We start from the raw sequence: 26,488 nt of genomic DNA on the forward strand, positions 1-26,488 counted from the left end.
CACTTCTACCGAAAGTGCAACACTTGACGTGAAGACTGCTACAACTGCAACTAACCTAACCGATGCGAATCGTTGTGTAGGTAGTACAATAGCAGTAACCTTTACAACAACAGCGAGCGGAACCGGACCATTCACCTATGTATGGAAGAAGAATGGAGTGGTGATAGTAGGAGCAACAACAAACAGTTATACAGTTAACGGACCGATCACCATGGATCATTCCGGAACCTATAGCGTGGAGGTAACAGGAGCATGTAATACGACAATTAAGAGTGCTGTATTAACTGTAAATCCATTGCCAATCATCAGTTGTTCAGCAACTCCATCACAGATCGATATCATGTCCGCTGCACACAATTCGCAATTGAATGTGGATCTTAGTGCAAATGCAGATAGTGATCCTACGCATTACAGCTATTCCTGGACAGAAGATGGAGCAGGTTCATTCAACTTCAATAACGTGAAGAATCCTGTTTACACAGCCGGTATATTAGATGCAGCTCAAACAGTTTCATTTACTGTTACGGTTACAAATCTTTTGACAGGATGTGTATCAACTTCTAATTGTTCACTTACAGTGAACACAATTGGTAGTTGTCCGGAAGTTCCAACAGCGGAAATATGTAATGGATCAACCAACGAGTACACAGCAAGCAGAGCACCATCGGTTAATGAAACATGGAAGTGGTCTGTTAACAATGGTGCAACCATTGATGGTGCTGATAATGCTCAAACTGTTAAGGTAAAAGCAGGTGGTCAGAACTTCACATTGACACTTACTATTTCGTATGCAAATACAGATATCAGTCCAAGTGTTTGTACATATGAAGTTACAGTTGTACCATGTGGTGGTTATTGCACATACACTCAAGGTAAGTATGGTAATAAGAGCCCGGCTTGTGATGGTGATGGAATTGGTGATGGCGTAGCTATTAAATATCCAACAGTTGTTGATATGATTAAGGCCATGCTTGGTGTAGGTGGTATTGGAAATCCGTTGGTAATTGGAAGTAACGGTAAGTTTATTACCATACCTGCAACAGCATCTGCTGCTGTATTATTGAATGCTTCAATGCCAGGTGGAAGTAACCCAAGAGAATTGTTTGGTAGCTGTACAGTTGACAACGTACCAAGTTTGCCACTATGTTGGACTCCTGGTACAAATACATCAACTACCTACATTACAAAACAAGGAAAGATCAACAATGTGCTCTTATCACAAACGATCACTCTTGGATTGAATTTGAGAGTAAGTGGTGGTTTAGGTGACTTTGCAATTGAAGCTGGCACATTTGCAACAGCAAAAGCCGATGGTGGTTGTGGATCAACCATACCAAAAGAACGCAGCTGTTACCTGAATGAACTTGGCCAATTGGTAGTTGTGAACGAATACGTCTACAAAACAATACCACAAAGTATCATTGATGCGCTTAATGCAGGCGGATATGATCTTACAGTGGGTGGATTGTACGCATTGGCAAATGATGCTTTAGGTAATACTGATCTTGAAACAGGTAAGGAGCGAGGTGCAAGCCTTGGTGCTATAACAGATGCAGTAGCTAGTATCAATGAAGGATTCGATGAATGCAGAATCTTCATCGGTTGGAATGTTGGCCCATGTGAAGTTCCATCAAGAAGAATCAATATTAATTCTTCAGGTGTAATTAACAGCGCCGATGTAACAGCTCTATCAGTTGAAAGCCTTCGTGTATCAGCATATCCTAATCCTTTTGCTGAAAAAGTAAGTTTTGCGATAGTATCACCTGTATCAGGAAAAGCTTCGCTTGAGATTTACAACATGTTTGGTCAAAAACTCCAAACTGTTTACGAAGGTTACTTAACTGCAGGCAGAACTCAGCTTGTTGAATTCAGACCTGGTAGCACAATTGCCGCCGGTACTCTGGTTTACAAATTGAATGTTGCAGGTAAGCAGGTAACAGGTAAACTGGTTAATCTTAAACAATAACTAGCGAATTAAAACCAACTAGTAAGGCTGCCTCAAAGAGGCAGCCTTTTTTTATTATGAATAGAGATAATACGTTAGTTAATTGCGTAACAATAAGTTCCAGTTCTTGTAGTGAAGAAGTCATAATCAATCCAGCTATAACCGGCATCACCCCATCCTGTTCCCCATGAATTCATGATCAGGTATGCATTTTTCGCATCATCATATCCGCAAATAACAATGCAATGCGGCAATGATCCAGATCCTGAATAGGTTTTCCAGATAAACCCAGCTTTCGCTGAAATAAATGAATTGTCGGCAATCACATTGATTATGACAGGATGATTTTGTGATATCATTGCTTTAATAGCTGCCTTGTCAGCAGAGTAAAGCTTCGAGTATGTCCCGATCTTATAATTGAGCGCCTCGGTAATTTGACTCGTAGTTGGTAATACTGAACACCCATTACTACTGCTGTAAGGCATGGTTTGAAAAGTTGGTATACCATTTAACTTGATAAAGTCAAGTGCAGTTTGCATGGCTGTTCCGGAATTACAATCGCTGTTGAATTTAATTTGGTTGTACAAAAATTCAGGACTGAAAACATTTGTTGCGTTGCTGTAACTGCTGGCGCCTGAACGATAATATTGTTCAGCAGAACGGGCTGCATATCCAACTGCAAACGCAACACACGAACCTTCGCTTCCCTGGTTACCGACAGGGGGCATTGTTAATCGAACACCTGAATTAGAAGGCGGCTCAATAACAACGGTATTGATTGTTACAGTTACAGACTTTATTGTTTGATTTCCGGCAGCATCTTTAGCAGTAGAAGATATGGTGTGAATTCCACTTCCGGCTGTGCTGGTATTCCATGAATAACTGTGAGATGAGTTTGAAGAACTGGCAACAACGGTTCCATCAATACTGATATTTAATGAAGTTACGGCAACGTTGTCTGATGCTGAAGTGCTGATGTTTAACGTGGTATTAGCATCGTAGGAACTTCCATCACCCGGTGAAGTGATGTTTACGCTGGGAGCAGTAATGTCGCCTACTGTAACATTATTTACGGATACCTGTATGGAGCTTGAGCTACTGTTTCCTTTACCATCTTTAGCCGTTACCGTTAAAGTATGGTTACCGTTGGGTACTGTGCCAGAATTCCACACATTTGTAAAAGGAGTAATTGTGCTGCTGGCTTTTGCAGTTCCGTCAACACTTAACGTTACCGAAGTAACCTTAACATTGTCAGTTGCAGAAACAAGTACGCTGATTGTACCAGAAACAGAGGCTCCGTTGGCCGGCGAGATGATGCTTACAGTTGGAGGGATAGCATCGGGTTTACCTTTTGCAGCAATTCTTGAAATCGGAATATTTTCAATTAAAGAACCTGATTTAAGGAAGCCAGACGATACAATTACTGGTACATTAGCCTGCAGCGCTGAATCATCATCCACAACACCTCCATTTCGGGTTTGCAGAATTTCTGTTTGATCTTCAGGCGATTGGGATGATTTTTCTTTTGAACAAGATGCTGCCAAAAGGGTGAACAAAAGGAGCATGGGCATAGCACAGGATCGGATTACGGTTTTCATTGACGGATTTTTTAGATATGTTCGAATAAGAAATAACGCTTGGAAATTTTTTCACTCAATTCTTAAGTGAAACTTGGAATGCCTGTAATTAGCAAGTCCTTACTGATGGAGAATGGTTCTTCTAAAGGGTCGGATATTGGACTATTGAATCTTCAGTAAAATTAAACAAGCAAAATCAAGTGAACAAGTTTAAGCACTAGGACAAACTACTACATTTTTGTAGTGAAAAAACGAATATTTACGATAGAAAAACATGAATTTTCTTCTCTTGGAATGTAACTGCCAATCAGTTAGAATTACTCCCTCAGGGTATACCATTATTTAGTTATAAGATAATAGCAGGTCCGTTTTAATGTATGTGACTTGATGGAAAAAGGGGCTTTGGTTGCTATTTTCTCCAAAGTGAATGATTAGTAGAAGCATTCTCTTTAATGAGGGAGGCTGTTTGTAATAAATGAGAGGGAAATGAGCCCCCATGGATCCGGCTAAATCCGGCTTTTATTTGAGAGTAATGATCTAATCTCCCCGTTTAGCTAAAAAATGAGGCCTTTTTGCCTTTTTTTCTGGAAAAAACTTTCCCAAACTTTTTGCAGGGAACATTTCAAACCCTACCTTTGCGCTCCCAATTGAAAATTTGGGACAGATCTTATGGCTCAACGTATCAGAATAAAATTGCAATCATACGACCACAACCTGGTCGATAAATCTGCAGAAAAAATCGTGAAAACGGTTCGTAGTACAGGTGCGGTAGTAACAGGACCTATTCCTTTACCTACTCGTAAAAGAATCTTTACTGTATTGCGTTCACCACACGTAAACAAGAAGAGCCGTGAGCAGTTCCAACTGTGCACACATAAGCGCTTACTGGATATTTATACCAGCAGCAGCCGCACAGTTGATGCCCTGAGTAAGTTAGACTTGCCAAGCGGTGTCGATGTGGAAATTAAAGCATGATGATTGTCCGCCCGGCGGACTACTCGTCTATAGTTCTTATAAATAAGTATTGTTTCATCTCTCAATCGTCCTGATCAGATCAGGAGCGAAAAAAGAGCTCTGAATTTTAAAAACATTCTCAACCAAAAGTTGAGGAACATATAAACTAGCCCTTCGTGGTTAGTTTACCATCGGTACTTCCGATCCAAAGTGGAAAAAAGGAAAAGGTCGATGGTAAACGGGGATTGAATGACGCCGCCAGCGTCATGTCTCAACAACCTTACAGGGCATAAACTGTAAACAAATGAAAGGTATTATTGGTAAAAAGATTGGCATGACCAGCATCTTCAGTCCCGATGGTAAACAGCAGAGCTGTACCATCATTGAAGCTGGCCCCTGTGTTGTTACACAGATCAAAACACAAGACGCTGATGGATACAGCGCATTACAATTAGCTTTTGGCGAAAAGAAAGAAAAGAACACTACCTCCGCTGAAAAAAATCACTTCGCAAAAGCAAACACTTCTCCCAAGAAGTTCGTAAAAGAATTCCGCAACTATTCTCTCGAAAAAAATATTGGTGAAACTATCACAACAGACATCTTCGCTGAAGGCGATAAAGTTGAAGTTGTTGGTACTACAAAAGGTAAAGGTTTCCAGGGTGTTGTAAAACGTCATGGCTTCCACGGTGTAGGCGGTCAATCGCACGGTCAGCATGATCGTCAGCGTGCTCCCGGTTCACTTGGTAACTCTTCTGATGCTTCACGTGTAATGAAAGGTATGCGTATGGCTGGCCGTATGGGTGCAGACAGAGTGAAAGTAAAAGGATTGAAAGTGTTGAAAATTTTCCCTGAAAAGAATTACATCCTTGTGAGCGGTTCTGTACCAGGTTATAACGGTTCAATCGTATACATCCAGAAGTAATCACTAATTAATTCAAGAAGTCATGCAAGTAGACGTTTTAAATAAATCAGGAAAAGCAACAGGTCGTTCGATCGAATTACCCGAAGAGATCTTCGGTATCGAACCAAATGATCATGTTATCTACCTCGCTGTAAAGCAATACCAGGCAGCACAACGCCAGGGTACACATAAAGTAAAAACACGTGCAGAAGTAAAAGGTGCAAGCCGTAAACTTCACCGTCAAAAAGGTACTGGTGGATCTCGTAAGGGTAACATCCGTAACCCTTTGTATAAAGGTGGTGGTACTGTGTTTGGACCTAAACCACACGGTTACGATTTTAAATTGAACCGTAAGGTGAAGGATCTTGCTAAAATGAGTGCGCTTTCTTATAAAGCAAAAGAAAATGCAATTGTTATTGTGGAAGATCTGAACATGGATACGCCTAAAACAAAAGAATTTGTAAGCGTATTGAGCAACCTCAACCTTGCAGGTAAAAAAGCACTGGTAGTTATCCCTGATTATAACGATAATCTTTACCTCAGCCTCCGTAACCTTCCTAGAGTGGTTGGTACTTTGTTGGCCGATGTAAATACATACGATCTCGTGAACAGCGATGTACTCGTATTAACTGAAAGCGCTGCTAAAGTTTTTTCTGAAGATGAAGCTGCAGCTTAATTGAATCATTGAACTGAATAAACAACGTCCAGATGAGACAGAGTGAAATTTTAATAAAGCCGATTGTTTCTGAAAAAAGCAATCGTTTAACAGAGAAGAAGAACACATACGCTTTCCGTGTTGGTCGTAAAGCTAACAAGCTCGAGATCAAAAAAGCAGTAGAAGAATTCTACAACGTGAAAGTTGCTGATGTTCACACAATGGTAGCTCCCCGTAAAGCGAAAAACCGTATGACTAAGGCCGGTTATATCCAGGGTAGCAAACCAGCGTACAAAAAAGCATACGTAACAGTTGCTGAAGGTGAAGCAATTGACCTGTACGGTACAGTGTAATAAGAAACAAAGAATGGTAGGTCAACTACCGCAAAAGTTGAACAATAAAAGTTTTTAAAAATGGCATTAAAAAAATACAAACCGGTAACCGCAGGTACCAGATGGAGAATCGGCAACGCTTATGCTGAGATCACCACTGATACTCCTGAAAAGTCTTTGCTTGAAAATGTAAAGTCAACAGGTGGCCGTAACGCTCAAGGTCGTCGTTCTATGCGTTACATTGGCGGCGGTAACAAAAAGAAATACCGTGTAATTGATTTCAAACGCAGTAAGAAAGATGTTCCTGCTAAAGTAGCATCTATTGAATATGATCCGAACCGTACAGCTTTCATCGCATTGCTGAATTACGTTGACGGTGAAAAACGTTACATCATTGCTCCAAACGGTTTACAGGTTGGTGCAACAGTAGTAGCGGGTGATGCAGTAGCACCTGAATTAGGTAATGCTCTTCAAATGAAGAACATGCCTTTGGGTACTAACATTCACAACATTGAAATGCAGCCTGGCCAGGGTGGTAAGTTGGTACGCAGTGCAGGTACAAGCGCACAATTAACCAACAAGGAAGAGAAGTACGCTGTATTAAAAATGCCAAGTGGTGAATTGCGTAAAGTATTGATCAATTGTTATGCAACAGTTGGTGTGGTATCAAATAGCGATCATAGCCTGGAACAAGCTGGTAAAGCCGGTGTAAACCGTTGGAAAGGTATCCGCCCACGTAACCGTGGTGTTGCGATGAACCCTGTTGATCACCCAATGGGTGGTGGTGAAGGCCGTAGCAGTGGTGGTCACCCACGTAGCAGAACCGGTAAATATGCAAAAGGTGAAAAAACTCGCTCTAAGCATAAGGGTTCTAACAAGCTCATCATCCAACGTAAGGATGGTAAAAAACTGGCGAAGTAAAATTGAAATCGAAAAACTTAAAATCGAAAATATAACATGGCTCGTTCGATTAAAAAAGGTCCTTATGTGGCAGCTCACCTTGAAACAAAGGTGTTAGCTATTAACGAGGGTAAATCAAAGAAAGGTGTAATTAAGACATGGAGCCGTCGCTCTACAATTACTCCGGATTTTGTTGGTCACACCTTTGCGGTGCACAACGGAAACAAATTCATCCCTGTTTATGTAACCGAATTTATGGTAGGTCATAAGCTTGGTGAATTTGCACCAACAAGAAACTTTAAAGGACACTCAAGTAAGAAGATTTCTTAAATAGATTTAAAATGGAAGCAGTAGCAAAACTCAGAAATTATCCCACATCGCCCCGCAGAATGCGTCTGTTGGCTGATGAGATCCGTGGAATGGATGTTGAAAAGGCGTTGGCTTTGCTGGATTTTCATCCACAACATTCCGCTACACCACTTGGTAAACTTTTAAAAAGTGCTATCAGCAACTGGGAGCAAAAGAATAGTGGACAAAGTGCAGCTGATTCATCATTGATTGTAAAAACAATCTTTGTTGATGGTGCACGTATGGTAAAACGTTTGCGTCCTGCACCACAGGGCCGTGCTTACAGAGTAAGAAAGCGCAGCAACCACGTAACAATTATCGTAGACAAAAAATTAATTGATTAAATCTTATAAACCATTCTATGGGTCAGAAAGCAAATCCAATTGGTAACAGGTTAGGGATCATCCGCGGATGGGAGAGTAACTGGTATGGTAGCAAAAAAGACTATGCTGGTAAATTGATCGAGGATAACAAGATCAGAACCTATCTCAATGCCCGTATCAATAAAGGCGGTATCGCTAAAATTGTGATTGAGCGTACACTCAACAAATTGATTGTAACCATTCACACTTCTAAGCCTGGTATCATTATCGGTAAAGGTGGTGGTGAAGTTGATCGTATTAAAGAAGAGTTGAAGAAATTGACTGGTAAAGATGATGTGCAGATCAACATTCTTGAAATCCGTCGTCCGGAAGTAGATGCAACAATTGTTGCTGATACAATCGCACGCCAGATTGAAAACCGTATCAACTACAAGCGTGCTATTAAAATGGCAATTGCTTCTGCTATGCGCATGGGTGCTGAAGGAATTAAAATTAAAGTGGCTGGTCGTTTAGGCGGTGCTGAAATTGCCCGTACTGAAGAAATTAAACAAGGCCGTACGCCATTACATACATTCCGTATGGATATTGATTACGCTAACTTGTTTGCATTAACAGTTTACGGTAAAATCGGTATCAAAGTATGGATCTGTAAAGGTGAAGTATTGACCAAGCGTGATCTTAACCCCAACTTTATTGGTGGTAAGAGCGATGTAAGCGATCGTAAAGATCGTCGTGAAGATGGTGGTGGCGACAGAAGAGGCGGTGACAGAAGAGATGACCGTCGTGGTGGTGGACAAGGTGGTGGCCAACGCAGAGACAGCCGTAAAGGATAATTAATAAGTACCAATTACGAAGTAAGAAGTACGAAGAAAACAACAAACAGTAACAAGAAATATATTAAGCAATGTTACAGCCGAAAAGAACAAAACACAGAAAATCACAGAAAGGACGTATCCGTGCTGTGGCGAAGCGTGGAACCAGCATTTCATTTGGTTCTTATGCTTTGAAGGCCTTGGAACCTGTATGGTTAACCAACCGCCAGATTGAAAGTGCCCGCCAGGCAATGACACGTGCGATGAAGCGTGAAGGTAATGTGTGGATCCGTGTGTTCCCCGACAAGATTGTTACCCGTAAGCCAGCTGAAGTACGTATGGGTAAAGGTAAAGGTAACCCAGAAGGTTGGGCTGCTATTATCGAACCAGGACGCATTTTGTTTGAAGCTGATGGTGTACCTGAAACTGTTGCTAAAGAAGCAATGGAACTGGCTGCACAAAAGCTTCCGATTAAAACAAAATTCATTGTACGCAGAGATTTGGTTGCGTAATTAACAAGTTGAACTGATTAAACTGATTAACATGGCAAAGACAACTGATTTTTTAAAGAGCATAAAAGAGCTGAATGTTACAGATCTCACTGCACGCATCAAAGAAGATGAGCAGCGTTTGAAAAAGCTCGAATTTGCACACGCTATTTCTCCATTGGAGAATCCGGTGAGCATCCGTGGTTTACGTCGTGACGTTGCCCGTTTGAAAACTGAGTTAAGAAAAAAACAAATGGGTATCTGATTGACCCTAATCCCGGCAGGGAATAAAGATAAAAAGCAAAAAAATGTTAGAAAGAAATTTGCGTAAAACAAAGACAGGTGTAGTAACCAGCAGCAAAATGGATAAAACCATTACTGTAGCTGTTGAACGTAAGGTGAAGCACCCTATTTATGGAAAGTTCGTAAAGAAAACGACCAAGTTCCATGCTCATGACGAAAAGAATGAGTGCGGTATTGGTGATACAGTGAAGATCATGGAAAGCCGTCCGCTCAGCAAAACAAAACGCTGGAGACTGGTAGAAGTAGTAGAAAAAGCGAAATAACCAAATCTGTCGTATGCTTTTGGCGATAAGCTGCAAGCCTCTGCAACCAATAAAATTTTTAAATACTCTGCGTAACAACAACGGGTTAAAAGTTTAAAGAAATGATTCAGCAAGAAAGTAGATTAAACGTAGCCGATAATAGTGGTGCCAAAGAAGTGCTTTGCATCAAAGTATTAGGAAACAGCGGCCAGGATTATGCAAAGATTGGCGATAAGATCGTAGTAACTGTAAAGGATGCATTACCAGGTGGCGGTATCAAAAAAGGTACTGTTGCTAAAGCTGTAATTGTACGCACAAAAAACAAGTTACGTCGTAAGGATGGTTCTTACATCCGTTTTGATGATAATGCAGTAGTAATTCTTAACGCTTCTGATGAGCCTCGTGGTACACGTATCTTTGGGCCAGTAGCAAGAGAGTTGCGTGATAAAGGTTACATGAAGATCATTTCATTGGCACCTGAGGTATTGTAAAGTGAATGATCAGTAAAATACTGATCGATGAAGAGTGCGACGCAACAACAGATGATAAATGTACCGGAGGCCGGTAACAACATAAACAACAATCTCTCACTGAGATAAAGTAAACGACAATGAGTAATAGATTTAAACCCAAGTTTAGCATCAAGAAAGGCGATTCAGTAGTTGTAATTGCCGGTGATGATAAAGATGTAAAGAAGCCTCGCACTGTTCTGGAAGTATTTCCTGACGCTGCACGTGTATTGGTTGAAGGTGTAAACATCGTAACCAAACACACAAAGCCGAGCGCTCAAAATACTAAAGGTGGAATTGTAAAGAAAGAAGCTCCAATTCACATTTCTAACGTGATGTTGTGGGATGGTAAGCAAGCCACTAAAGTAAAGCGTACCCGTGAAACAGGTAAGCTGGTAAGGGTTTCAAAAAAATCAGGTCAGCCTGTAAAATAATTTAACGAAGGTTAAAACAAGAAGAAAATGAGTACTGTAAAATATACACCCCGTTTGGCAAGCAAGTATCAAACAGAAGTTATACCTGCTTTAATGAAACGTTTTGGTTACAAAAGCATCATGCAGGTTCCAAAGCTGGAAAAAATCTGTTTGAACCGTGGCGTTAACGGTGCGGTGAACGATAAGAAACTGGTTGATATTGCAATTGAAGAACTGACTACAATTACCGGTCAGAAAGCAGTTGCTACAATGTCTAAGAAAGACATTTCAAACTTTAAGCTCCGTAAGAACATGCCGATTGGTGCACGTGTTACTTTACGTGGTGTAAACATGTACGAGTTTCTCGACAGACTGATCTCTGCATCTTTACCACGTGTACGTGACTTTAAAGGTATCAACGATAAATCATTTGATGGTCGTGGTAACTACACAATGGGTGTTACTGAGCAGATCATCTTCCCTGAAATTGATATCGATAAGGTGAATAAGATCACAGGTTTGGATATCACTTTCGTAACTACTGCTTCTACAAACGAAGAAGCTTACGAGTTGCTGAAAGAAATGGGAATGCCTTTCAAAAATGCTAAAAAAGATCAACAATAAGTTATGGCTAAAAAATCAATAATAGCTCGTCAAGCCAAAAGGGAAAAGAAGGTAGCACAATATGCTGAGAAGCGTGCTGCTCTTAAAGCTGCTGGTGATTATGCTGCTTTGGATGAACTTCCAAAAAATGCATCGCCAGTACGTTTAAAGAACCGTTGCCAATTGACTGGCCGTCCAAGAGGTTACATTCGTTACTTTGGAATATCACGTGTGATGTTCCGTGACATGGCACTGAATGGTAAAATACCAGGTGTTAAAAAAGCGAGCTGGTAATTACAGCCAACCCCGAAAGGGAAGTTTGTGCAGGTATTGAATATGATGCACAAAGCAAACAATTTTTAAATCATTCAATTAAAGAATAAAATGGTTACAGATCCTATTGCAGATTTTCTTACCCGTGTTCGTAATGCGCAGATGGCAGGTCACAGAATTGTAGAGATTCCTGCTTCAAACCTCAAAAAGCGTATGACTGAAATTTTGTACGACCAAGGGTATATCTTAAAATATAAATTCGAAGACGATAGCAAACAAGGAGTTATTAAAATTGCCTTGAAATACGATCCACAAACACGTGTACCGGCTATTCAATCATTAGAGCGTGTAAGCCGTCCCGGTTTACGTCAGTATTCTAAGCCTGAAGATTTCCGTCGTGTGAAAAATGGTTTGGGTATTGCTATCATCAGCACATCGAAAGGTGTAATGACAGATAAGCAAGCGAAAGCAAACAATGTAGGTGGTGAAGTTCTTTGCTATATCTACTAAGAAGTAAAAGTTGCTGATACATTAAGCTGAACTATACTAAGCTGACCGGTCAACAACAAATCAAAATAAATTAAAACGAATAAGTTATGTCTCGTATAGGTAAAAATCCGGTTTCAATTCCACAGGGTGTCACTATTACACTTGGAAAAGATAACGTGGTTACAGTTAAAGGACCAAAAGGTGAATTGAAAGAATCAATTGATCGTGATATTACTGTTGAAGTAAAAGATGGTGAAGTAACGTTCAACCGTCCAACTGACCAGGGCCGTCACCGTGCAATGCATGGTTTATACCGTTCGCTTGTTTCAAACATGGTGAAAGGTGTAACAGAAGGTTTCGAAAAGAAACTTGAACTGGTGGGTGTGGGTTATAAAGCTGCAAACCAGGGAAACATTCTTGATCTTGCTTTAGGTTATTCACACAACATCATCGTTGAAATACCAAGTGAATTGAAAGTAGCTACTGCCCAGGAAAAAGGTCAGAACCCTACCATTACTCTCACTGGTATTGATAAACAATTATTAGGTGCTGTTGCAGCTAAGATCCGCAGCTTGCGCAAGCCTGAGCCATACAAAGGAAAGGGTGTTAAATATGTTGGTGAATACATCCGTCGTAAAGCAGGTAAAGCAGCAGGTAAATAATCATTAAACTAAGTTCCTGGCAGAATCAGGAATATTAAATACAGAAAGATGAAAACAGATAACAAATTAGTCAGAAGGCAAAAGATCCGCTACTCAATTCGCAAGAAAGTAGCAGGAACTAATGTGAGACCACGTTTAAGTGTGTTTCGCAGCAACTCTGATATTTATGTTCAGTTGATTGATGATGTTACAGGTCTAACAATAGCAGCTGCATCATCAAAAGACAAAGAGATTCTGGCACAGAAAGTAACAAAAATTGAGAAAAGCAAACTGGTTGGCGCTGCTATTGCACGCAAAGCAACTGAGCTGGGTCTTACAGCTGTTGTGTTTGATCGTGGTGGTAACTTATACCACGGCCGTGTAAAAGCGGTTGCTGAAGGCGCACGTGAAGCAGGTTTAAATTTCTAATCAATTGTAAACATTTAATAAAGCATAAATGTCGAAAGTAATTGTAAACAAAGTAAAAGCAGGTGACCTGGAACTGAAAGAAAAAGTAGTTGCCATTAACCGTGTTGTTAAAACAACAAAAGGTGGTCGTGCCTTCAGTTTCTCTGCAGTAGTTGTGGTAGGAAATGAGAATGGTGTGGTAGGTCATGGTTTAGGAAAAGCGAAAGAAGTACAAATGGCTATTCAGAAGGGAATTGAAGATGCGAAAAAAAATCTCATCAAGGTTCCGGTTATGAAAGGTACAATCCCTCATGATCAATTGGCTAAAGAAGGTGCTTCTAAAGTGTTGATCAAACCAGCTGCACACGGTACAGGTGTAATTGCCGGAGGTAGTATGCGTGCCGTATTGGAAAGCGCAGGTGTTACCGACGTATTGGCAAAATCACTGGGATCGGCTAATCCTCACAACGTAGTTAGAGCTACTTTCAAAGCGTTAGCAATGTTGCGTGAACCAATCGCCGTATCAAAAGTGCGTAGCCTTGGATTAAAGAGAGTATTTAACGGATAATTGAATACAGTCGAATGTCGTTAGCCGACAGCCGACAGTCAAAAAAGACTTAGATATGAAAAAGATAAAAATCACTTTGGTAAAGAGTCCAATTGACAGACCAGAGCGTCAGAAGCAAACACTGAAAGCGCTTGGTTTGAACAAGACAAACTCAAGTAAAGAAGTTGAAGGAACTCCACAAGTTTTAGGTATGATTCACAAAGTGAGCCATCTCCTGAAAGTTGAAGAAGTAGCTTAAAATTGGAGATTTGAAGATTTCGAATTTGAAATTCTTAAGTCGGTAATCATCAAATTATCCAATTCCAAATTTTCAAATTATTAATGCGAGGGGTGATTCCCCGAAAGTTCAAAATCAATTAAAGATGAAACTGCACAATTTAAGACCTGCTGAAGGTTCTACACACAAAGAAAAACGTTTAGGTCGTGGTGAAGCATCCGGTAAGGGTGGTACATCTACAAAAGGTAACAAAGGTGGTCAGAGCCGTGCCGGTTACAAAAGCAAAATGGCACACGAAGGTGGTCAGATGCCAATTCAACGTCGTGTTCCTAAGCGTGGTTTCAAAAATCCGGATCGTGTTGAGTACCGTGTATTCAACCTCGGACAAATTGAACAACTTGCTGAAAAATATGGTATCACTGAGGTTTCTATTGAAAACCTGTATGTGAATAATTTAATCAGCCGTACAGATAAGGTTAAGATCCTTGCTAATGGTGAGATCAAAACAAAACTTACTTTCAAAGTAAACGCACTCAGCGAAAAAGCAAAATCTGCTATTGAAGCTGCTGGTGGTTCCGTTGAAATTGTGAAGTAAATTTTCCCGATATTTGCCCGACGCATGAAAATGCGTCTTTTTTCTTTTCAGCAAATTTTTAAAAAGATTTTTTCCAGTGAAAAAACTCATACAGACCCTAAAGAATATCTGGAGCATTGAAGAGTTGCGCAACAAAATTGTGTACACTCTTTTATTGTTACTGGTATACCGTGTGGGTTCACATATTGTTTTGCCAGGTGTTGATCCAAACGGACTAGAGCAATTAAACACAAAAGCTAAAGAAGGTATCCTCGGAATATTTGATTCATTTGCAGGTGGTGCATTTTCGAGTGCGTCCATTTTTGCATTAGGTATCATGCCTTATATCTCTGCATCGATCTTTATGCAATTGATGAGCATTCTTGTTCCTCAGTTACAGAAAATGCAAAAGGAAGGTGAGAGCGGCCGCAAGAAAATCAATCAATGGACACGTTACCTCACAGTAATTGTAACCATTTTCCAGGCAAGTGCTTATGTAACTTATTTAAAGAGCCCTGAAATTGCAGGTGCTGCTGTTATTCCTGCATTCAGCCCATTCTTCTGGTTATCTACTACAATTGTTTTGACTGCAGGTACTTTGTTTGTAATGTGGTTAGGCGAGCGTATTACAGATAAAGGTTTAGGTAATGGTACATCACTCATCATCATGATCGGTATCCTTGCACGTTTCCCTGCATCTATTGCTGCGGAATTTGATGCGAAGAGCGGTAGTGCAGGTGGAGGTTTATTGATCTTCATGATCGAGATCGCTGTACTCATTGCAATCATCATGGGTTTAATTATCCTTGTGCAAGGTGTGCGTAAGATCGCAATCAACTATGCAAAGCAGATCGTTGGCAACCGTCAGTTTGGTGGTGCACGCCAGTTCTTACCAATTAAGGTGAACAGTTCGGGTGTAATGCCAATCATTTTTGCGCAGGCCATCATGTTCCTTCCTACATTGCTTACTGGTTTCAATGCCACAAAAGGTATTGCAGTTACATTAAGTGATCATGGAAATATCTGGTACATGGTTATTTATTCAATTCTTGTAATTGGATTTACTTTTCTGTACACAGCCTTGATCTTTAATCCAAAACAGATTGCTGATAACCTGAAGCAGAACAATGGGTTCATTCCTGGTGTAAAACCTGGTCAGCCAACTGCTGATTATATTGGCCAGATCATGGATCGTATTACATTGCCGGGTGCTGTGTTTCTTGCAGTTGTTGGTATTTTACCTGGTATTGCGAAGAACCTTGGTGTAACAAGTGGTTTCTCTACCTTCTTTGGTGGTACATCACTTTTGATCATGGTAGGTGTAATCCTTGATACACTCCAGCAGATTGAAACACATTTGTTGATGAGACAGTATGATGGTTTGATGAAAGGCGGAAAGATACAAGGACGCCAGACCGTATCTTCCTCAGCTATTTAATAAACAGCTTAACATATAAGAAACCCTGGCATATAAGCCGGGGTTTTTTTGATAAAATAATTATGGTTCATTACCGCTCCCCGTTAGAAATAGAATTGATTCGTAAAAGCGCATTGCTTGTTGGTGATGCACTGGCAGAAGCTGCGAAAATGCTGAAAGCAGGCATTACTACAATGCAGGTTGATGCAAGGGTTGAACAATACATTCGTGATAATGGCGCTGTACCTTCTTTTAAGAACTACCAGGGCACTTATCCGTTTGCAACATGTATTTCTGTGAACGATGCGGTTGTGCATGGCTTTCCCACAAATAATGTGTTGAAGGAAGGAGATATTGTATCAGTTGATGTTGGAGCATTTATGAACGGTTATCATGGTGATAGTGCTTATACATTCATCATCGGAAGTACATCTGATGAAGTGAGGAAGCTGTTACGGGTAACAAGAGAGTCGCTTTACAAGGGTATTGAAAAAGCCGTGCATGGTAATCGTGTTGGTGATATTTCATTTGCTATTCAGGATTATACAGAGAAGCAGCATGGTTATGGTGTGGTGCGTGAATTGGTAGGACATGGCTTAGGGCGTAATCTTCATGAAGATCCGCAGGTACCAAACTATGGAAAGAGAGGAACGGGTTCAAAATTGAAAGAAGGCACAGTGATCGCTATTGAGCCCATGATCAACCTTGGGAAGAAAGAGATCTATCATGATCAGGATGGCTGGACGATCCGTACTGTTGATGGCTTACCATCTGCTCACTATGAACACGACGTTTGTATCAAGAAAGGGAAAGCTGATATACTCTCATCGTTCAGTTCTATTGAAGCGGCAGAGAAAGCAAATACAAATCTTGACTCTTCTTACTACTGAATGCACAAATCAGTAATTTACACTTCTAATAAAAGTGTATGATGCGAAAAATAATATTCATGAGTGTTGCAATCTGCTGCACTCATTTTTTATTGGCACAAAGCCCGGATGTGTTAAAAATCAGGCAATACAGGCAAGCCAATGAACACGCCATTATTTCAGAATTTGTTTCTTTTCTGAAGTTGCCCAATATTGTTGGAGATTCAGTAGGCATCTATAAGAATGCAACGTTTATTATGGATGCAATGAAGAAGCGTGGAGTTACAAATATTCAACTATTAACACCTGCATCAAACAAAGCAGTGCCTGCCGTTTATGGGGAAGTAATAACACCGGGGGCAACGCAAACAATTATTTTCTATGCACACTACGATGGGCAACCGGTGAATGCTGCGCAATGGGCAACAGGACTTTCACCATTTGAGCCAAAGCTGCTGACCAAATCACTGGAACAAAACGGAAGTTTCATTGAGTTTCCGGCTGCTAATAAATCATTTGACCCGCAATGGAGAATTTATGGAAGAAGTGCAAGTGATGATAAAGCCGGTGTAATGGCGATATTGAATGCTTATGATGCAATTGTAAAAACGGGTATGAAGCCTTCAGTAAACATCAAGTTCTTTTTTGAAGGAGAAGAAGAAAAAGGATCTGATTTTTTACACGAAATATTACAGCAGTACAAAAGCTTATTGCAAAGTGATCTTTGGTTGATTTGCGACGGACCTGTTCATCAATCAGGAAAAAAGCAGGTAGTGTTTGGTGTTCGAGGCGATACACGTGTGGATATAACAGTGTATGGTTCTAAGCGTCCCCTGCATAGTGGCCATTACGGAAACTGGGCGCCAAACCCTGCCATGATGTTGGTGCAACTATTAACTTCCATGAAAGATAAAGATGGCAACATTACCATCAAAGATTTTTATGCTGATGTTATACCGTTAAGTGAAATGGAAAAGAAAGCCCTTGAAGCAATACCTCCGGTAGATGAACAAATGAAAAAGGAATTGGGGTTTAATAAACGGGAGATGAAAGATTATAACCTGGTGCAATCGATAGGCTTGCCATCACTTAACATTAATGGAATAAACAGTGCGAATGTTGGCAAAAATGCAAGTAATGTAATCCCAACAACTGCAACAGCAGTTCTTGATTTACGATTGGTTGCAGGTAACGATTGGAAAAAGCAGCAGCAACGTGTAGTTGAACATGTCAGGAGCCAGGGCTACTATATTACAACAGCAGAGCCAACTGAAGAAGAAAGAAGCAGGTACGATAAAATTGCAAAAATAGAATTGAAAAGTGGTTACAATGCGCAGAAAACTTCGATGGATCTGCCTATTGCAAAAAAGATCATTGCAGCAATACAATCAACAACTACTGAATCCATTGTTTTGATGCCAACAGCAGGGGGAAGCCTGCCATTGTTTTTATTTGAACAATACCTCCATGCAAAAACAATTTCTGTTCCTATTGCAAATCATGATAACAACCAGCATGCAGAGAATGAGAATATCAGGTTGTTGAATTTCTGGAATGGAATTGAAACAATGGCTGCTTTGATGATGATGAAATGAAACTAATGACAGGAGAAAGAAATCAAAAACGTTTAATCGTGATTGGCGGCGGTGCTGCAGGTTTTTTCTGTGCTATAAATGCAGCACGAATGAATCCCTCATTGCAGGTAGCTATTCTTGAAAAATCAAACAAGCTATTATCAAAAGTGAAAGTGAGTGGTGGGGGCCGATGCAATGTTACACATGCTTGCTTCGAAATACTGGAGATGAGCAAACGTTATCCCCGTGGCGAACATTTTGTACGCAAAGCCTTTCATCAATTCTTTACAACAGACACCATTAAATGGTTTGACGAGCGAGGAGTGAAGTTGAAAGCAGAAGCTGATGGACGGATGTTTCCTGTTACTGATTCATCGCAAACAATTATTGATTGTTTGATGAAAGAAGTTAACAAGCATTGCGTTGAAATACTAATGAACAGGGAGGTGAAGAAATTGAAAGTGGGAAGTGGAAAGTGGGAAGTGGAATTAAGCAATAATGAGATCATGGAAGCAGATTTTGTTTGCATTGCCAGCGGCGGCTTTCCCAAGCTGCAGCAATTTGATTGGTTGAAAGGAACAGATCATACGATCATTTCACCTGTACCTTCTTTGTTTACGTTTAATATGCCGAAGCACCCGATCACAGAATTGATGGGCGTAGTAGTGCAGGAAGCAACCATTAAAATTCAATCAACTAAATTAAAGAATACCGGCCCATTGCTTATTACCCATTGGGGAATGAGTGGGCCTTGCGTATTGAAATTATCAGCATGGGGTGCAAGAGAATTGCAGGAACGTAATTATGATTTCACCATCAATGTTAATTGGCTGAGTGATGCAAAAGAGCAGTCAGTAAAAGATGAGTTGCAATTAATACGTAATACTAAAGGTTCACAAAAGATCTACAACAATAACCTGTTTCAACTGCCCAATCGTCTATGGGTATTCCTATTGAAGGAAGCAGGTATAAAAGAAGAATGGCGATGGGCCGATCTTCCTGCAAAGGAGCAGAACAAACTTATCCAGCTTTTGTGCAATCATGAATTCCAGGTGAAAGGTAAAACAACCTTTAAAGAAGAGTTTGTAACTGCCGGGGGTGTTGATCTGAAACAGGTTGATCCAAACAGCATGCAAAGCAAACAGCACCCTAATTTATTTTTTGCCGGTGAAATACTTGATGTAGATGGTATTACCGGTGGTTTCAATTTTCAACATGCATGGACGAGTGGTTTTATTGCGGCAAAAACCATCGCAACATTAGCAGCAAATTCCTGATCACTTGCACAGATATAAACTTATTCGTCACGGATAATAAATAAAAAAATATCTCCGCTTTTTTATGGTTAATTAGCAGTCCGGTTTGATGAAAAACAGTCCTGTACACTTATGAAGGGAGTGATTTTTATCAGTCTTGTACTTGTTCAAAAAAACTATCTTTAGCTAAACCAAAAAGCATGTCGTCCCGTAGAAATTTTATCCGGAATCTGTCAGCAACAACAGGGGTTTTTACTTTCCTTCCATTCACCAATTCATTGTTTGCAAAAGAGGCAGAACAAAAATATCATGAGTTCAAGCAACTATCTCCCAATGAAGCAATGACGGACGAGGATTTTTGGGGATGGGTAAAAGAGCAATACACAGTTTCTCCTAATTTACTTGATCTCAACAATGGTGGCGTAAGTCCTCAACCAAAGATTGTGCAGGATGCACATATTCGTTTCTATCAATTCAGTAACGAAGGGCCTTCATATTATATGTGGCGAACATTAGATGAAGGAAGAGAAGGATTACGTGTAAAGTTGGCTGAGCTTGCAGGTTGTGATGCAGATGAGTTAGCGATCAACCGTAATGCAACAGAAGGATTGAACACGGTGATCTTTGGATTGAATTTAAAAGCAGGCGATGAAGTGGTATTGACCAGGCAGGATTATCCCAACATGATAAATGCATGGAAACAGCGTGAAAAAAGAGATGGTATAAAACTTATTTGGTTGAATCTTGATTTGCCAATTGAAAATGAAGATGAGATCGTTCGTCAATATATAAATGCGTTTACAGCAAAAACAAAAATTGTACACATAACCCATCTTATTAACTGGACGGGTCAAATACTTCCTATTCGAAAAATTGCAGATGAAGCACACAAACGTGGCATTGAAGTAATAGGAGATGGAGCACATACATTTGGACATACTGATTTCAATATACCCGATCTTGGTTGCGATTACTTTGCTACTTCTTTACATAAATGGTTATGCGCACCATTCGGCAGCGGTTTGTTATGGATCAAAAAAGAAAAGATCAAAAATATCTGGGCGTTGCTGAGTAGTGTAGAACCAGATGGTGCGGATATACGAAAGTTCGAATCATTGGGAACACGTTCATTCGCAAGTGAAATGGCCATTGGTAATGCCGTTGATTTTCACAACATCATTGGATCAAAACGAAAAGAAGAAAGGCTTCGCTATTTAACTGATTACTGGGTGAATAAAGTAAGTGACCTCAAACGTGTGTCGTTCCTTCAACCAAAAAATAAGAAGTTCTATTGTGCAATTGCCAACATTGCCATTGAAGGTATGAACCCCGGTGAGGTTGCTAAAAAATTGCATGATAAACATAAAATTCATACGGTTTCTATTGATTGGGAAAATATTCATGGTGTAAGAATAACACCACATGTGTATACCTCAACAAAAGATCTCGACCGGTTAGTAGCGGCCATCAGGCGGATAGCAAGTTAATGCTGCAACCAATTGGTATATTAATTGGTCTTATTAACTTGCGGCTAAGCATTACTTGGCTGTAAACAAAAAATAAACGTATGAAACAATTTATTACACTAAGTGTTTTTCTTCTGGCAGGTGTTATTGGTTTTGCCCAGGGGAAAAGCAAAGAAAAAACCAAAGACAAGCAAAAGACGGATAAAGCTGTTCAAACAACAAACGGTAACAACAATCAGAACAGTGGACAGAATCCTGCTAACGCACAACAAAATGGTAACAGCAAGATTAGAAAAAACATACCTACAAAAGTAGGAAGTGCGTTTGCCGGTGAATATCCTAATGCCGTTAATGCTACATGGACAAAGAACCGTGGTGATTGGACTGTTGTATTTGGCAATGGTGTATGGCGTTCAACTGCAACTTACCACAGCAATGGCGAACGTGTTGATACCAGAACACCCATGGCAAGAGAACAAGCTCCACGCCCGGTGTTAGATGAAATTCTGCGTCGCTTTCCGAAAGGAAGCCCTACAGATGTAATCAAGATCGAAAAGCCGAAGAACCCGAATCTTTTCCAGATCATCATGGATCAGGCAGGTAAGAAAAGAACTTTTGTGTTTGATGAAAGCGGAAAGCTGGTGTCAGAACAGTAAAAAATAACAGTAAGTGAATAAACGCCACCACGGTTTCGGGGTGGCGTTTTTAGTTGACGGCATTCCGTCATTGGATTTTTCCCTTACTTTGCCAACTTAATGTTTATCACCGGATGTATATTTTTACCAAGATCCTGGCAAAGTTTTATTTCTGGATTTTCACAAAACGACTGAGCATTTACAATCCAGACGCAACAAAGATTATAACGCCCATGGTGCTGGGTGTTAATCATCCTAATTCATTTCTCGATGCTGTTATTGTTGGTACGGTCATGGACCATCGGGTTCATTTTATTACCAGAAGTGGTGTGTTTAAGAATCCCATTGTAAGAAAGATATTACGTTCAGTAAATATGATACCCATTTATCGCATGAGTGACGGTAAGGGTCAACTTGCAAATAACGATGCAACATTTGAAGAAGTAAGGAAGATCCTGCAACGTGGCGAACACGTGCTCATTTTTGTGGAAGGATTTTGTAAACACCAAACCACTTTGCAGCTGCCATTAAAAAAAGGTGCACCACGAATGCTGATGCAGGCATGGGCCGATGGATTGGATGTAACTTTTTTGCCTGTCTGGGTCAGGTATAATTCATTTGTTGATTTCCCTAAAACGTTTGATATCAATTTCGGTAAGCAGTTTGGCAAAGAAGTGATCTCGGCAAATATGGAAAGCGGTGTAGCTTCGGTGGCAATTAATAAAGCTGCAGAAGTGCAATTGCAGGAGTTATCAGAGATAACCAATGCTGATAACAGCCTGAAAATTCCCAAGCCCTTCCTTTTTGTTCCTGCAATGCTGGGCGTGCTCACACATATACTTTTCTATTTTCCTTTAGAGCGTCTTGCATGGAAACTACGTGGCGAGCAATACTATGATAGTATCCTTTTTTGCCTGATGGCCTTTTTATATCCTCTCTATTTGTTGTCTGTTGCTGCATTGCTGTATTGTTTTGTTGGTGGATGGTGGGCGCTTGCTTCTTTAGCAGTTCTTCCATTACTGGCAAAGAGCTATGTGATGTGGAAATAGTGAACAGTATGGCTGTTCAGGTGTAATTATTTTATAAATAACAGCAATGATCACAAACACTCGCCATCTTACAATTTACCAGGTTTTGTTTTTTGCTTTTATGATCGCCATGAATGCATTGGCCAATGGCATGCCCTTGAATGGTTATACAACTGGCGAGATTAGTGCCATGTATCCTAACTTATTTGTTCCCGCTGGTTTTACATTCAGTATATGGGGCGTTATCTATTTATTGTTGCTTGGTTATGTTATTTACAGCTCATCGGTTTTATGGAAACAAAATGATGCTGATGCGATGATGCCACTTGTAAAAACAATTGCGCCTTATTTTATACTCACCTGTGCATTAAACGGTGTGTGGATCATAATGTGGCATATGTTATTAATTGAGTTGTCGTTGGTTTTTATGTTGTGGTTTTTAGCAACGCTGATCCTCATTTATATAAAATTGCAACAGCACAGATCAAAGTTGAAAGCTGTAAAAAAAATATTCCTGTATGTTCCGTTTGTTGTTTATCTCGGTTGGATAAGCGTTGCAACCATTGCTAACACAACAGCTTTATTGGTTCATTATAACTGGAATGGCTTTGGCGTTGGTGAAGTGATGTGGAGTTGTGTCATGATTACAACAGCAGCGCTGCTTGGAGCATTCTTTTCCATCTTTCGCAGAGATTTTTTTTACACACTTGTTGTTGCTTGGGCATTGTATGGTATTTCAGTTTCGCAATCGAATTACAATGAAATTGTAACCATTGCTTATGGAGGAATTGGACTTTGTCTTTTGATGATTGTGATTGGGTTGATGAGAAGAACCAAACTTAAGCAGGCTTAACCCTTGGTTTTAACTGTTCACATTATACTTTTCACTACATACGTTTTCCCAATTCTGTCATGTAATGCTCTGCACTTTGGATCGTTCAACAGGAACACCAGTTCAATAATGTAAATGACAAAGACGCAGACGCCGTAGATAATACCGATAACTACTTCTGGCGTAAAAAAATTATTGAACCCTGTGAACTCGTAAGGATCGGATGACTGCGATTTGAAATAACTGTTTAATTCAACTGCAAACGAAATTAACTGTAATCCTATGTAGATGATATTGCGAAGAACAACATTGCTGATGGTGGGAGGCTGCAACTCGTAGTTCACAATTTTTATCTTCAGTAACATTTTGCCAAGCGTTGCCCCATATTTATATTCAAGAAACAGGTTATAGAACAAAGGAACAATTGCTGTTACAACCAGCAGCACCAGACTATTCTCCAGTTCTGCCAGTGAAAGCCTCAGAAAGTAAGCAACAGTAACAAGAATAATTCCGTCGATGAGCAGTGCGCCAAAGCGTGACCAAAACCCCACATAGCTGTACTGTGGCTCTTCAAACTCGTTGAGTAAGTTTTCCATTTGTTCCATAGATCATAAAAATAATGGAAACGCAATTAGGTATACCATCCTTCAAGTAGCCAAACAATTGGAATTATTCGCCGGCAACTATAGTATACCTTGGTAGATTCATAACACGCTGACAATCAGAATTCGGAACCCTGAAGCGAGCGTGGCAACAGGCGATTCCATGAAATGCGAGAGCTGGTCACAAAAAATGCCTTTTCCTCTCTAAAAAAACCAGCCTCAAAACCCTTGCCCCAACAGCTTTTTAGCCTACATTTGCACCCCCGAATCAATTAAACAAACCGGGGCTATTTTATGTCAGAAAATCAAATTGTTAACTCAAACGCTGATGCACAGGAGAACGTGGAAGCAACACCAGTTGCCGAAACATCTACAGCGACAACAAAGGCACCTGTAATTGAGCAAACTGCTCATGATGATTTTGATTGGAGCGTTGACAAACGTAACGTTGCCATTTACAGCAAAGAAGAGCGTGAAAAGTACGATTCAGTTTATGATGGTACGTTCAAGCAGGTAAACGATGCTGAAATTGTTGATGGCCAGGTTGTGGCATTAACAAAAACTGATGTTGTTGTAAACATCGGCTTTAAGAGTGATGGTCTCGTTTCTTTGAACGAGTTCCGTGATTTACCAGGTTTAAAAGTTGGTGACACTGTTGAAGTAATGGTTGTTGAAAAAGAAGACAGAGAAGGTCACTTACACCTTAGCCGCAAACTTGCCCGTATCACACGTGCCTGGGAGCGTATTATGGAAGTGCACAAAACTGGTGAAATTGTTACCGGTACTGTTACAAGCAAAACCAAAGGTGGTTTGATCGTTGATGTATTTGGAATGGAAACATTCTTACCAGGTTCACAAATTGATGTGAAGCCTGTTACAGATTACGATCAGTTTGTTGGCAAAACAATGGAGTTTAAAGTGGTTAAGATCAACGAAACCATTAAGAACGCTGTTGTAAGTCACAAAGCACTTATCGAAAGCGATATTGAAGCACAACGTGCGGTGATCATGGGTAAACTGGAAAAAGGTCAGGTACTGGAAGGTACTATCAAGAACATCACTGATTTCGGTGCGTTCCTTGACCTTGGTGGTGTTGATGGTTTGTTGTATATCACTGATATCAGCTGGGGCCGTATCAACCATCCAACAGAAGTGTTGAAGATGGATCAGAAATTGAATGTTGTAGTTCTCGACTTCGACGATGATAAAAAACGTATCAGCCTTGGTCTGAAACAATTGACTCCTCATCCATGGGATACACTCAGCGAATCAATTGCTGAAGGTAATACCGTGAAAGGTAAAGTTGTAAACATCGAAGATTACGGTGCATTCTTAGAAATTATGCCTGGTGTTGAAGGTCTGGTTCACGTAAGTGAAATCAGCTGGGCTAACACTCCGGTTAATGCGAAAGAATTCTTCAAAATGGGTGATGAGCACGAAGCGAAGATCGTTACACTTGATAAAGACGCTCGTAAGATGAGTCTTTCTATCAAGCAAATGAGCCAGGATCCTTGGAGCACAATTGAAGAAACTTTCCCTGTAGAAAGCAAGCACAAAGGTTTAGTGAAAAACATTACTCCTTACGGTGTGTTTGTTGAATTGAAAGCTGGTATCGGCGGTATGATCCACATCAGTGATCTTAGCTGGACTAAGCGTTTCAACCACCCAAGTGAATACACAAAGGTTGGACAGGATATTGAAGTAATGATCCTCAGCATCGATAAGGAAAATCGCAAACTTCAGTTAGGTCACAAACAACTGGAAGAAGATCCTTGGAATGCATTGGAAGAAACATTTGCAATTGGAACTGTTCATGAAGGTCATGTAACAAGAAAAGACGACAAAGGTGCGATTGTTCAATTGCCTTACGGTATTGAAGGTTTTGCTCCTAACCGTCACCTGAACAAGGAAGATGGCAAACAGGTAATGGCAGATGAAACAGCACAGTTCGTAGTGATCGAATTCGATCGTAACGAAAAACGTGTTGTTATCAGTCATGCTCGTATCTGGGAAAAAGCAATTGCAGATGAAAAGAACGCTGAGTTCAAAGAAAAACAAGCTGATGCTGTACGCACCAAAAAAGCGGTGAAAGAAGTACAAAGCAAAGTGGAAAAAACCACGCTTGGAGACTTAGGTGTTCTCGCCGATCTGAAGAAAAAGTTAGATGGCGGTGCTGAAGAAAGCAAGAGCGCAGAATAAGAACAGTAATAACTGATCTTCATATGGCCCATCGTTGAAAAACGATGGGCTTTTTTTATGATCAGTGATGAGTAAGAGCAGAGGCCGGAAATAAAATACGCCAACTCATCATTCATCACTCATCACTCATTACCT

At 40.3% G+C, this 26,488-nt stretch carries 33 protein-coding genes; 31 read left to right on the forward strand and 2 right to left on the reverse strand.

The window, feature by feature from the left end:
• Positions 1-1,966, forward strand: a 1,966-nt coding sequence (locus WG954_RS20550) for a T9SS type A sorting domain-containing protein (RefSeq protein ID WP_340438961.1), incomplete at its 5' end; no start/stop codon positions are given.
• Between the two features lie 74 nt (positions 1,967-2,040).
• On the opposite strand, the gene WG954_RS20555 is transcribed toward WG954_RS20550, so the two are convergent.
• Positions 2,041-3,543, reverse strand: a complete 1,503-nt coding sequence (locus WG954_RS20555; RefSeq protein WP_340438962.1) for an Ig-like domain-containing protein — start codon at positions 3,541-3,543, stop codon at positions 2,041-2,043.
• Positions 3,544-4,191: 648 nt separating this feature from the next.
• Between WG954_RS20555 and rpsJ the strand changes: the two genes are divergently transcribed.
• The 29 genes from rpsJ (at position 4,192) to WG954_RS20700 (ending at position 23,573) form a co-directional block, all read left to right on the forward strand.
• Positions 4,192-4,497, forward strand: a complete 306-nt coding sequence (rpsJ, locus tag WG954_RS20560; RefSeq protein ID WP_129132889.1) for a 30S ribosomal protein S10 — start codon at positions 4,192-4,194, stop codon at positions 4,495-4,497.
• Between the two features lie 283 nt (positions 4,498-4,780).
• Positions 4,781-5,398, forward strand: a complete 618-nt coding sequence (gene rplC, locus WG954_RS20565) for a 50S ribosomal protein L3 (protein WP_182801844.1) — start codon at positions 4,781-4,783, stop codon at positions 5,396-5,398.
• Positions 5,399-5,420: 22 nt separating this feature from the next.
• Positions 5,421-6,053: a 50S ribosomal protein L4 gene (rplD, locus tag WG954_RS20570; RefSeq protein ID WP_340438964.1), complete on the forward strand. Its 633-nt coding sequence runs from the start codon at positions 5,421-5,423 to the stop codon at positions 6,051-6,053.
• Between the two features lie 32 nt (positions 6,054-6,085).
• Positions 6,086-6,385, forward strand: coding sequence for a 50S ribosomal protein L23 (gene rplW, locus WG954_RS20575; protein WP_182801842.1), 300 nt, complete (start codon positions 6,086-6,088; stop codon positions 6,383-6,385).
• A 60-nt stretch (positions 6,386-6,445) separates the two neighbouring features.
• Entirely contained in the window at positions 6,446-7,285 is an 840-nt protein-coding gene (gene rplB, locus WG954_RS20580; RefSeq protein ID WP_340438967.1) for a 50S ribosomal protein L2, read from the forward strand.
• 36 nt (positions 7,286-7,321) lie between these two features.
• Positions 7,322-7,594: a 30S ribosomal protein S19 gene (gene rpsS, locus WG954_RS20585; RefSeq protein ID WP_182801840.1), complete on the forward strand. Its 273-nt coding sequence runs from the start codon at positions 7,322-7,324 to the stop codon at positions 7,592-7,594.
• An 11-nt stretch (positions 7,595-7,605) separates the two neighbouring features.
• Positions 7,606-7,956, forward strand: coding sequence for a 50S ribosomal protein L22 (rplV, locus tag WG954_RS20590; protein ID WP_182801839.1), 351 nt, complete (start codon positions 7,606-7,608; stop codon positions 7,954-7,956).
• Positions 7,957-7,973: 17 nt separating this feature from the next.
• Entirely contained in the window at positions 7,974-8,768 is a 795-nt protein-coding gene (gene rpsC, locus WG954_RS20595) for a 30S ribosomal protein S3 (RefSeq protein ID WP_324228260.1), read from the forward strand.
• Positions 8,769-8,839: 71 nt separating this feature from the next.
• Positions 8,840-9,259 carry a 50S ribosomal protein L16 gene (gene rplP, locus WG954_RS20600; protein WP_182801837.1) on the forward strand — a complete coding sequence of 140 codons (420 nt, stop codon included), beginning with the start codon at positions 8,840-8,842 and terminating at the stop codon, positions 9,257-9,259.
• A gap of 31 nt (positions 9,260-9,290) precedes the next feature.
• Positions 9,291-9,500: a 50S ribosomal protein L29 gene (rpmC, locus tag WG954_RS20605; RefSeq protein WP_182801836.1), complete on the forward strand. Its 210-nt coding sequence runs from the start codon at positions 9,291-9,293 to the stop codon at positions 9,498-9,500.
• Between the two features lie 43 nt (positions 9,501-9,543).
• The gene (rpsQ, locus tag WG954_RS20610; protein WP_182801835.1) at positions 9,544-9,801 is read left to right on the forward strand and encodes a 30S ribosomal protein S17; all 258 of its coding nucleotides are present in this window, start codon (positions 9,544-9,546) and stop codon (positions 9,799-9,801) included.
• 101 nt (positions 9,802-9,902) lie between these two features.
• Positions 9,903-10,271 carry a 50S ribosomal protein L14 gene (rplN, locus tag WG954_RS20615; RefSeq protein WP_129132878.1) on the forward strand — a complete coding sequence of 123 codons (369 nt, stop codon included), beginning with the start codon at positions 9,903-9,905 and terminating at the stop codon, positions 10,269-10,271.
• A gap of 119 nt (positions 10,272-10,390) precedes the next feature.
• Positions 10,391-10,723 (forward strand): 50S ribosomal protein L24, encoded by a 333-nt coding sequence (gene rplX, locus WG954_RS20620; protein ID WP_324228261.1) that lies wholly within the window; start codon positions 10,391-10,393, stop codon positions 10,721-10,723.
• Positions 10,724-10,750: 27 nt separating this feature from the next.
• The gene (gene rplE / locus WG954_RS20625; protein ID WP_324228262.1) at positions 10,751-11,326 is read left to right on the forward strand and encodes a 50S ribosomal protein L5; all 576 of its coding nucleotides are present in this window, start codon (positions 10,751-10,753) and stop codon (positions 11,324-11,326) included.
• 3 nt (positions 11,327-11,329) lie between these two features.
• Positions 11,330-11,599 (forward strand): 30S ribosomal protein S14, encoded by a 270-nt coding sequence (rpsN, locus tag WG954_RS20630; RefSeq protein WP_324228263.1) that lies wholly within the window; start codon positions 11,330-11,332, stop codon positions 11,597-11,599.
• 90 nt (positions 11,600-11,689) lie between these two features.
• Positions 11,690-12,088 (forward strand): 30S ribosomal protein S8, encoded by a 399-nt coding sequence (rpsH, locus tag WG954_RS20635; protein WP_340438972.1) that lies wholly within the window; start codon positions 11,690-11,692, stop codon positions 12,086-12,088.
• Positions 12,089-12,174: 86 nt separating this feature from the next.
• Positions 12,175-12,729, forward strand: a complete 555-nt coding sequence (gene rplF / locus WG954_RS20640; protein WP_324228265.1) for a 50S ribosomal protein L6 — start codon at positions 12,175-12,177, stop codon at positions 12,727-12,729.
• Between the two features lie 48 nt (positions 12,730-12,777).
• Positions 12,778-13,137 (forward strand): 50S ribosomal protein L18, encoded by a 360-nt coding sequence (rplR, locus tag WG954_RS20645; RefSeq protein ID WP_340438974.1) that lies wholly within the window; start codon positions 12,778-12,780, stop codon positions 13,135-13,137.
• Between the two features lie 28 nt (positions 13,138-13,165).
• Positions 13,166-13,684, forward strand: coding sequence for a 30S ribosomal protein S5 (gene rpsE / locus WG954_RS20650; protein WP_182801828.1), 519 nt, complete (start codon positions 13,166-13,168; stop codon positions 13,682-13,684).
• 55 nt (positions 13,685-13,739) lie between these two features.
• Positions 13,740-13,922: a 50S ribosomal protein L30 gene (rpmD, locus tag WG954_RS20655; RefSeq protein ID WP_182801827.1), complete on the forward strand. Its 183-nt coding sequence runs from the start codon at positions 13,740-13,742 to the stop codon at positions 13,920-13,922.
• Between the two features lie 124 nt (positions 13,923-14,046).
• The gene (gene rplO / locus WG954_RS20660) at positions 14,047-14,496 is read left to right on the forward strand and encodes a 50S ribosomal protein L15 (protein ID WP_340438975.1); all 450 of its coding nucleotides are present in this window, start codon (positions 14,047-14,049) and stop codon (positions 14,494-14,496) included.
• 76 nt (positions 14,497-14,572) lie between these two features.
• A complete protein-coding gene (secY, locus tag WG954_RS20665; RefSeq protein ID WP_340438976.1) occupies positions 14,573-15,913 on the forward strand; it encodes a preprotein translocase subunit SecY in 1,341 nt (446 codons plus the stop codon).
• Between the two features lie 62 nt (positions 15,914-15,975).
• Positions 15,976-16,782 carry a type I methionyl aminopeptidase gene (gene map / locus WG954_RS20670; protein WP_340438978.1) on the forward strand — a complete coding sequence of 269 codons (807 nt, stop codon included), beginning with the start codon at positions 15,976-15,978 and terminating at the stop codon, positions 16,780-16,782.
• A gap of 59 nt (positions 16,783-16,841) precedes the next feature.
• On the forward strand, positions 16,842-18,356 hold the full coding sequence (locus WG954_RS20675) for a M20/M25/M40 family metallo-hydrolase (protein WP_340438979.1): 1,515 nt from the start codon (positions 16,842-16,844) through the stop codon (positions 18,354-18,356).
• 5 nt (positions 18,357-18,361) lie between these two features.
• Positions 18,362-19,612 carry a BaiN/RdsA family NAD(P)/FAD-dependent oxidoreductase gene (locus tag WG954_RS20680; RefSeq protein WP_340438980.1) on the forward strand — a complete coding sequence of 417 codons (1,251 nt, stop codon included), beginning with the start codon at positions 18,362-18,364 and terminating at the stop codon, positions 19,610-19,612.
• 179 nt (positions 19,613-19,791) lie between these two features.
• A complete protein-coding gene (locus WG954_RS20685) occupies positions 19,792-21,078 on the forward strand; it encodes an aminotransferase class V-fold PLP-dependent enzyme (RefSeq protein ID WP_340438982.1) in 1,287 nt (428 codons plus the stop codon).
• An 80-nt stretch (positions 21,079-21,158) separates the two neighbouring features.
• Positions 21,159-21,713 carry a hypothetical protein gene (locus WG954_RS20690; RefSeq protein ID WP_340438983.1) on the forward strand — a complete coding sequence of 185 codons (555 nt, stop codon included), beginning with the start codon at positions 21,159-21,161 and terminating at the stop codon, positions 21,711-21,713.
• 113 nt (positions 21,714-21,826) lie between these two features.
• Positions 21,827-22,741 (forward strand): 1-acyl-sn-glycerol-3-phosphate acyltransferase, encoded by a 915-nt coding sequence (locus WG954_RS20695; RefSeq protein ID WP_340438985.1) that lies wholly within the window; start codon positions 21,827-21,829, stop codon positions 22,739-22,741.
• A gap of 46 nt (positions 22,742-22,787) precedes the next feature.
• Complete coding sequence (locus tag WG954_RS20700; RefSeq protein WP_340438986.1) at positions 22,788-23,573, forward strand: TspO-related membrane protein; 786 nt, start codon at positions 22,788-22,790, stop codon at positions 23,571-23,573.
• Between the two features lie 17 nt (positions 23,574-23,590).
• Here the strand turns inward: WG954_RS20700 and WG954_RS20705 are convergent, their stop codons facing one another.
• Entirely contained in the window at positions 23,591-24,157 is a 567-nt protein-coding gene (locus WG954_RS20705) for an RDD family protein (RefSeq protein WP_340438987.1), read from the reverse strand.
• A 291-nt stretch (positions 24,158-24,448) separates the two neighbouring features.
• Between WG954_RS20705 and rpsA the strand changes: the two genes are divergently transcribed.
• Positions 24,449-26,353, forward strand: a complete 1,905-nt coding sequence (rpsA, locus tag WG954_RS20710; RefSeq protein ID WP_340438988.1) for a 30S ribosomal protein S1 — start codon at positions 24,449-24,451, stop codon at positions 26,351-26,353.
• Positions 26,354-26,488 lie beyond the last annotated feature (135 nt).

This window comes from Lacibacter sp. H375 (genome assembly GCF_037892425.1).
Classification (GTDB): domain Bacteria; phylum Bacteroidota; class Bacteroidia; order Chitinophagales; family Chitinophagaceae; genus Lacibacter.

Coding starts and splice junctions, on each gene's coding strand:
- rpmC (WP_182801836.1), top strand. CDS start 9,291: ATGGCAAAGACAACTGATTTTTTAAAGAGCATAAAAGAGCTGAATGTT.
- WG954_RS20555 (WP_340438962.1), bottom strand. CDS start 3,543: ATGAAAACCGTAATCCGATCCTGTGCTATGCCCATGCTCCTTTTGTTC.
- rplD (WP_340438964.1), top strand. CDS start 5,421: ATGCAAGTAGACGTTTTAAATAAATCAGGAAAAGCAACAGGTCGTTCG.
- rpsS (WP_182801840.1), top strand. CDS start 7,322: ATGGCTCGTTCGATTAAAAAAGGTCCTTATGTGGCAGCTCACCTTGAA.
- rpsJ (WP_129132889.1), top strand. CDS start 4,192: ATGGCTCAACGTATCAGAATAAAATTGCAATCATACGACCACAACCTG.
- rpsA (WP_340438988.1), top strand. CDS start 24,449: ATGTCAGAAAATCAAATTGTTAACTCAAACGCTGATGCACAGGAGAAC.
- rpsC (WP_324228260.1), top strand. CDS start 7,974: ATGGGTCAGAAAGCAAATCCAATTGGTAACAGGTTAGGGATCATCCGC.
- rplV (WP_182801839.1), top strand. CDS start 7,606: ATGGAAGCAGTAGCAAAACTCAGAAATTATCCCACATCGCCCCGCAGA.
- rpmD (WP_182801827.1), top strand. CDS start 13,740: ATGAAAAAGATAAAAATCACTTTGGTAAAGAGTCCAATTGACAGACCA.
- rplO (WP_340438975.1), top strand. CDS start 14,047: ATGAAACTGCACAATTTAAGACCTGCTGAAGGTTCTACACACAAAGAA.
- rplE (WP_324228262.1), top strand. CDS start 10,751: ATGAGTACTGTAAAATATACACCCCGTTTGGCAAGCAAGTATCAAACA.
- rpsE (WP_182801828.1), top strand. CDS start 13,166: ATGTCGAAAGTAATTGTAAACAAAGTAAAAGCAGGTGACCTGGAACTG.
- rplF (WP_324228265.1), top strand. CDS start 12,175: ATGTCTCGTATAGGTAAAAATCCGGTTTCAATTCCACAGGGTGTCACT.
- rplN (WP_129132878.1), top strand. CDS start 9,903: ATGATTCAGCAAGAAAGTAGATTAAACGTAGCCGATAATAGTGGTGCC.
- WG954_RS20680 (WP_340438980.1), top strand. CDS start 18,362: ATGACAGGAGAAAGAAATCAAAAACGTTTAATCGTGATTGGCGGCGGT.
- WG954_RS20685 (WP_340438982.1), top strand. CDS start 19,792: ATGTCGTCCCGTAGAAATTTTATCCGGAATCTGTCAGCAACAACAGGG.
- rpsN (WP_324228263.1), top strand. CDS start 11,330: ATGGCTAAAAAATCAATAATAGCTCGTCAAGCCAAAAGGGAAAAGAAG.
- WG954_RS20705 (WP_340438987.1), bottom strand. CDS start 24,157: ATGGAACAAATGGAAAACTTACTCAACGAGTTTGAAGAGCCACAGTAC.
- rplB (WP_340438967.1), top strand. CDS start 6,446: ATGGCATTAAAAAAATACAAACCGGTAACCGCAGGTACCAGATGGAGA.
- rplR (WP_340438974.1), top strand. CDS start 12,778: ATGAAAACAGATAACAAATTAGTCAGAAGGCAAAAGATCCGCTACTCA.
- WG954_RS20700 (WP_340438986.1), top strand. CDS start 22,788: ATGATCACAAACACTCGCCATCTTACAATTTACCAGGTTTTGTTTTTT.
- map (WP_340438978.1), top strand. CDS start 15,976: ATGGTTCATTACCGCTCCCCGTTAGAAATAGAATTGATTCGTAAAAGC.
- WG954_RS20695 (WP_340438985.1), top strand. CDS start 21,827: ATGTATATTTTTACCAAGATCCTGGCAAAGTTTTATTTCTGGATTTTC.
- rplP (WP_182801837.1), top strand. CDS start 8,840: ATGTTACAGCCGAAAAGAACAAAACACAGAAAATCACAGAAAGGACGT.
- rpsH (WP_340438972.1), top strand. CDS start 11,690: ATGGTTACAGATCCTATTGCAGATTTTCTTACCCGTGTTCGTAATGCG.
- rplC (WP_182801844.1), top strand. CDS start 4,781: ATGAAAGGTATTATTGGTAAAAAGATTGGCATGACCAGCATCTTCAGT.
- rplX (WP_324228261.1), top strand. CDS start 10,391: ATGAGTAATAGATTTAAACCCAAGTTTAGCATCAAGAAAGGCGATTCA.
- rpsQ (WP_182801835.1), top strand. CDS start 9,544: ATGTTAGAAAGAAATTTGCGTAAAACAAAGACAGGTGTAGTAACCAGC.
- rplW (WP_182801842.1), top strand. CDS start 6,086: ATGAGACAGAGTGAAATTTTAATAAAGCCGATTGTTTCTGAAAAAAGC.
- WG954_RS20690 (WP_340438983.1), top strand. CDS start 21,159: ATGAAACAATTTATTACACTAAGTGTTTTTCTTCTGGCAGGTGTTATT.
- WG954_RS20675 (WP_340438979.1), top strand. CDS start 16,842: ATGAGTGTTGCAATCTGCTGCACTCATTTTTTATTGGCACAAAGCCCG.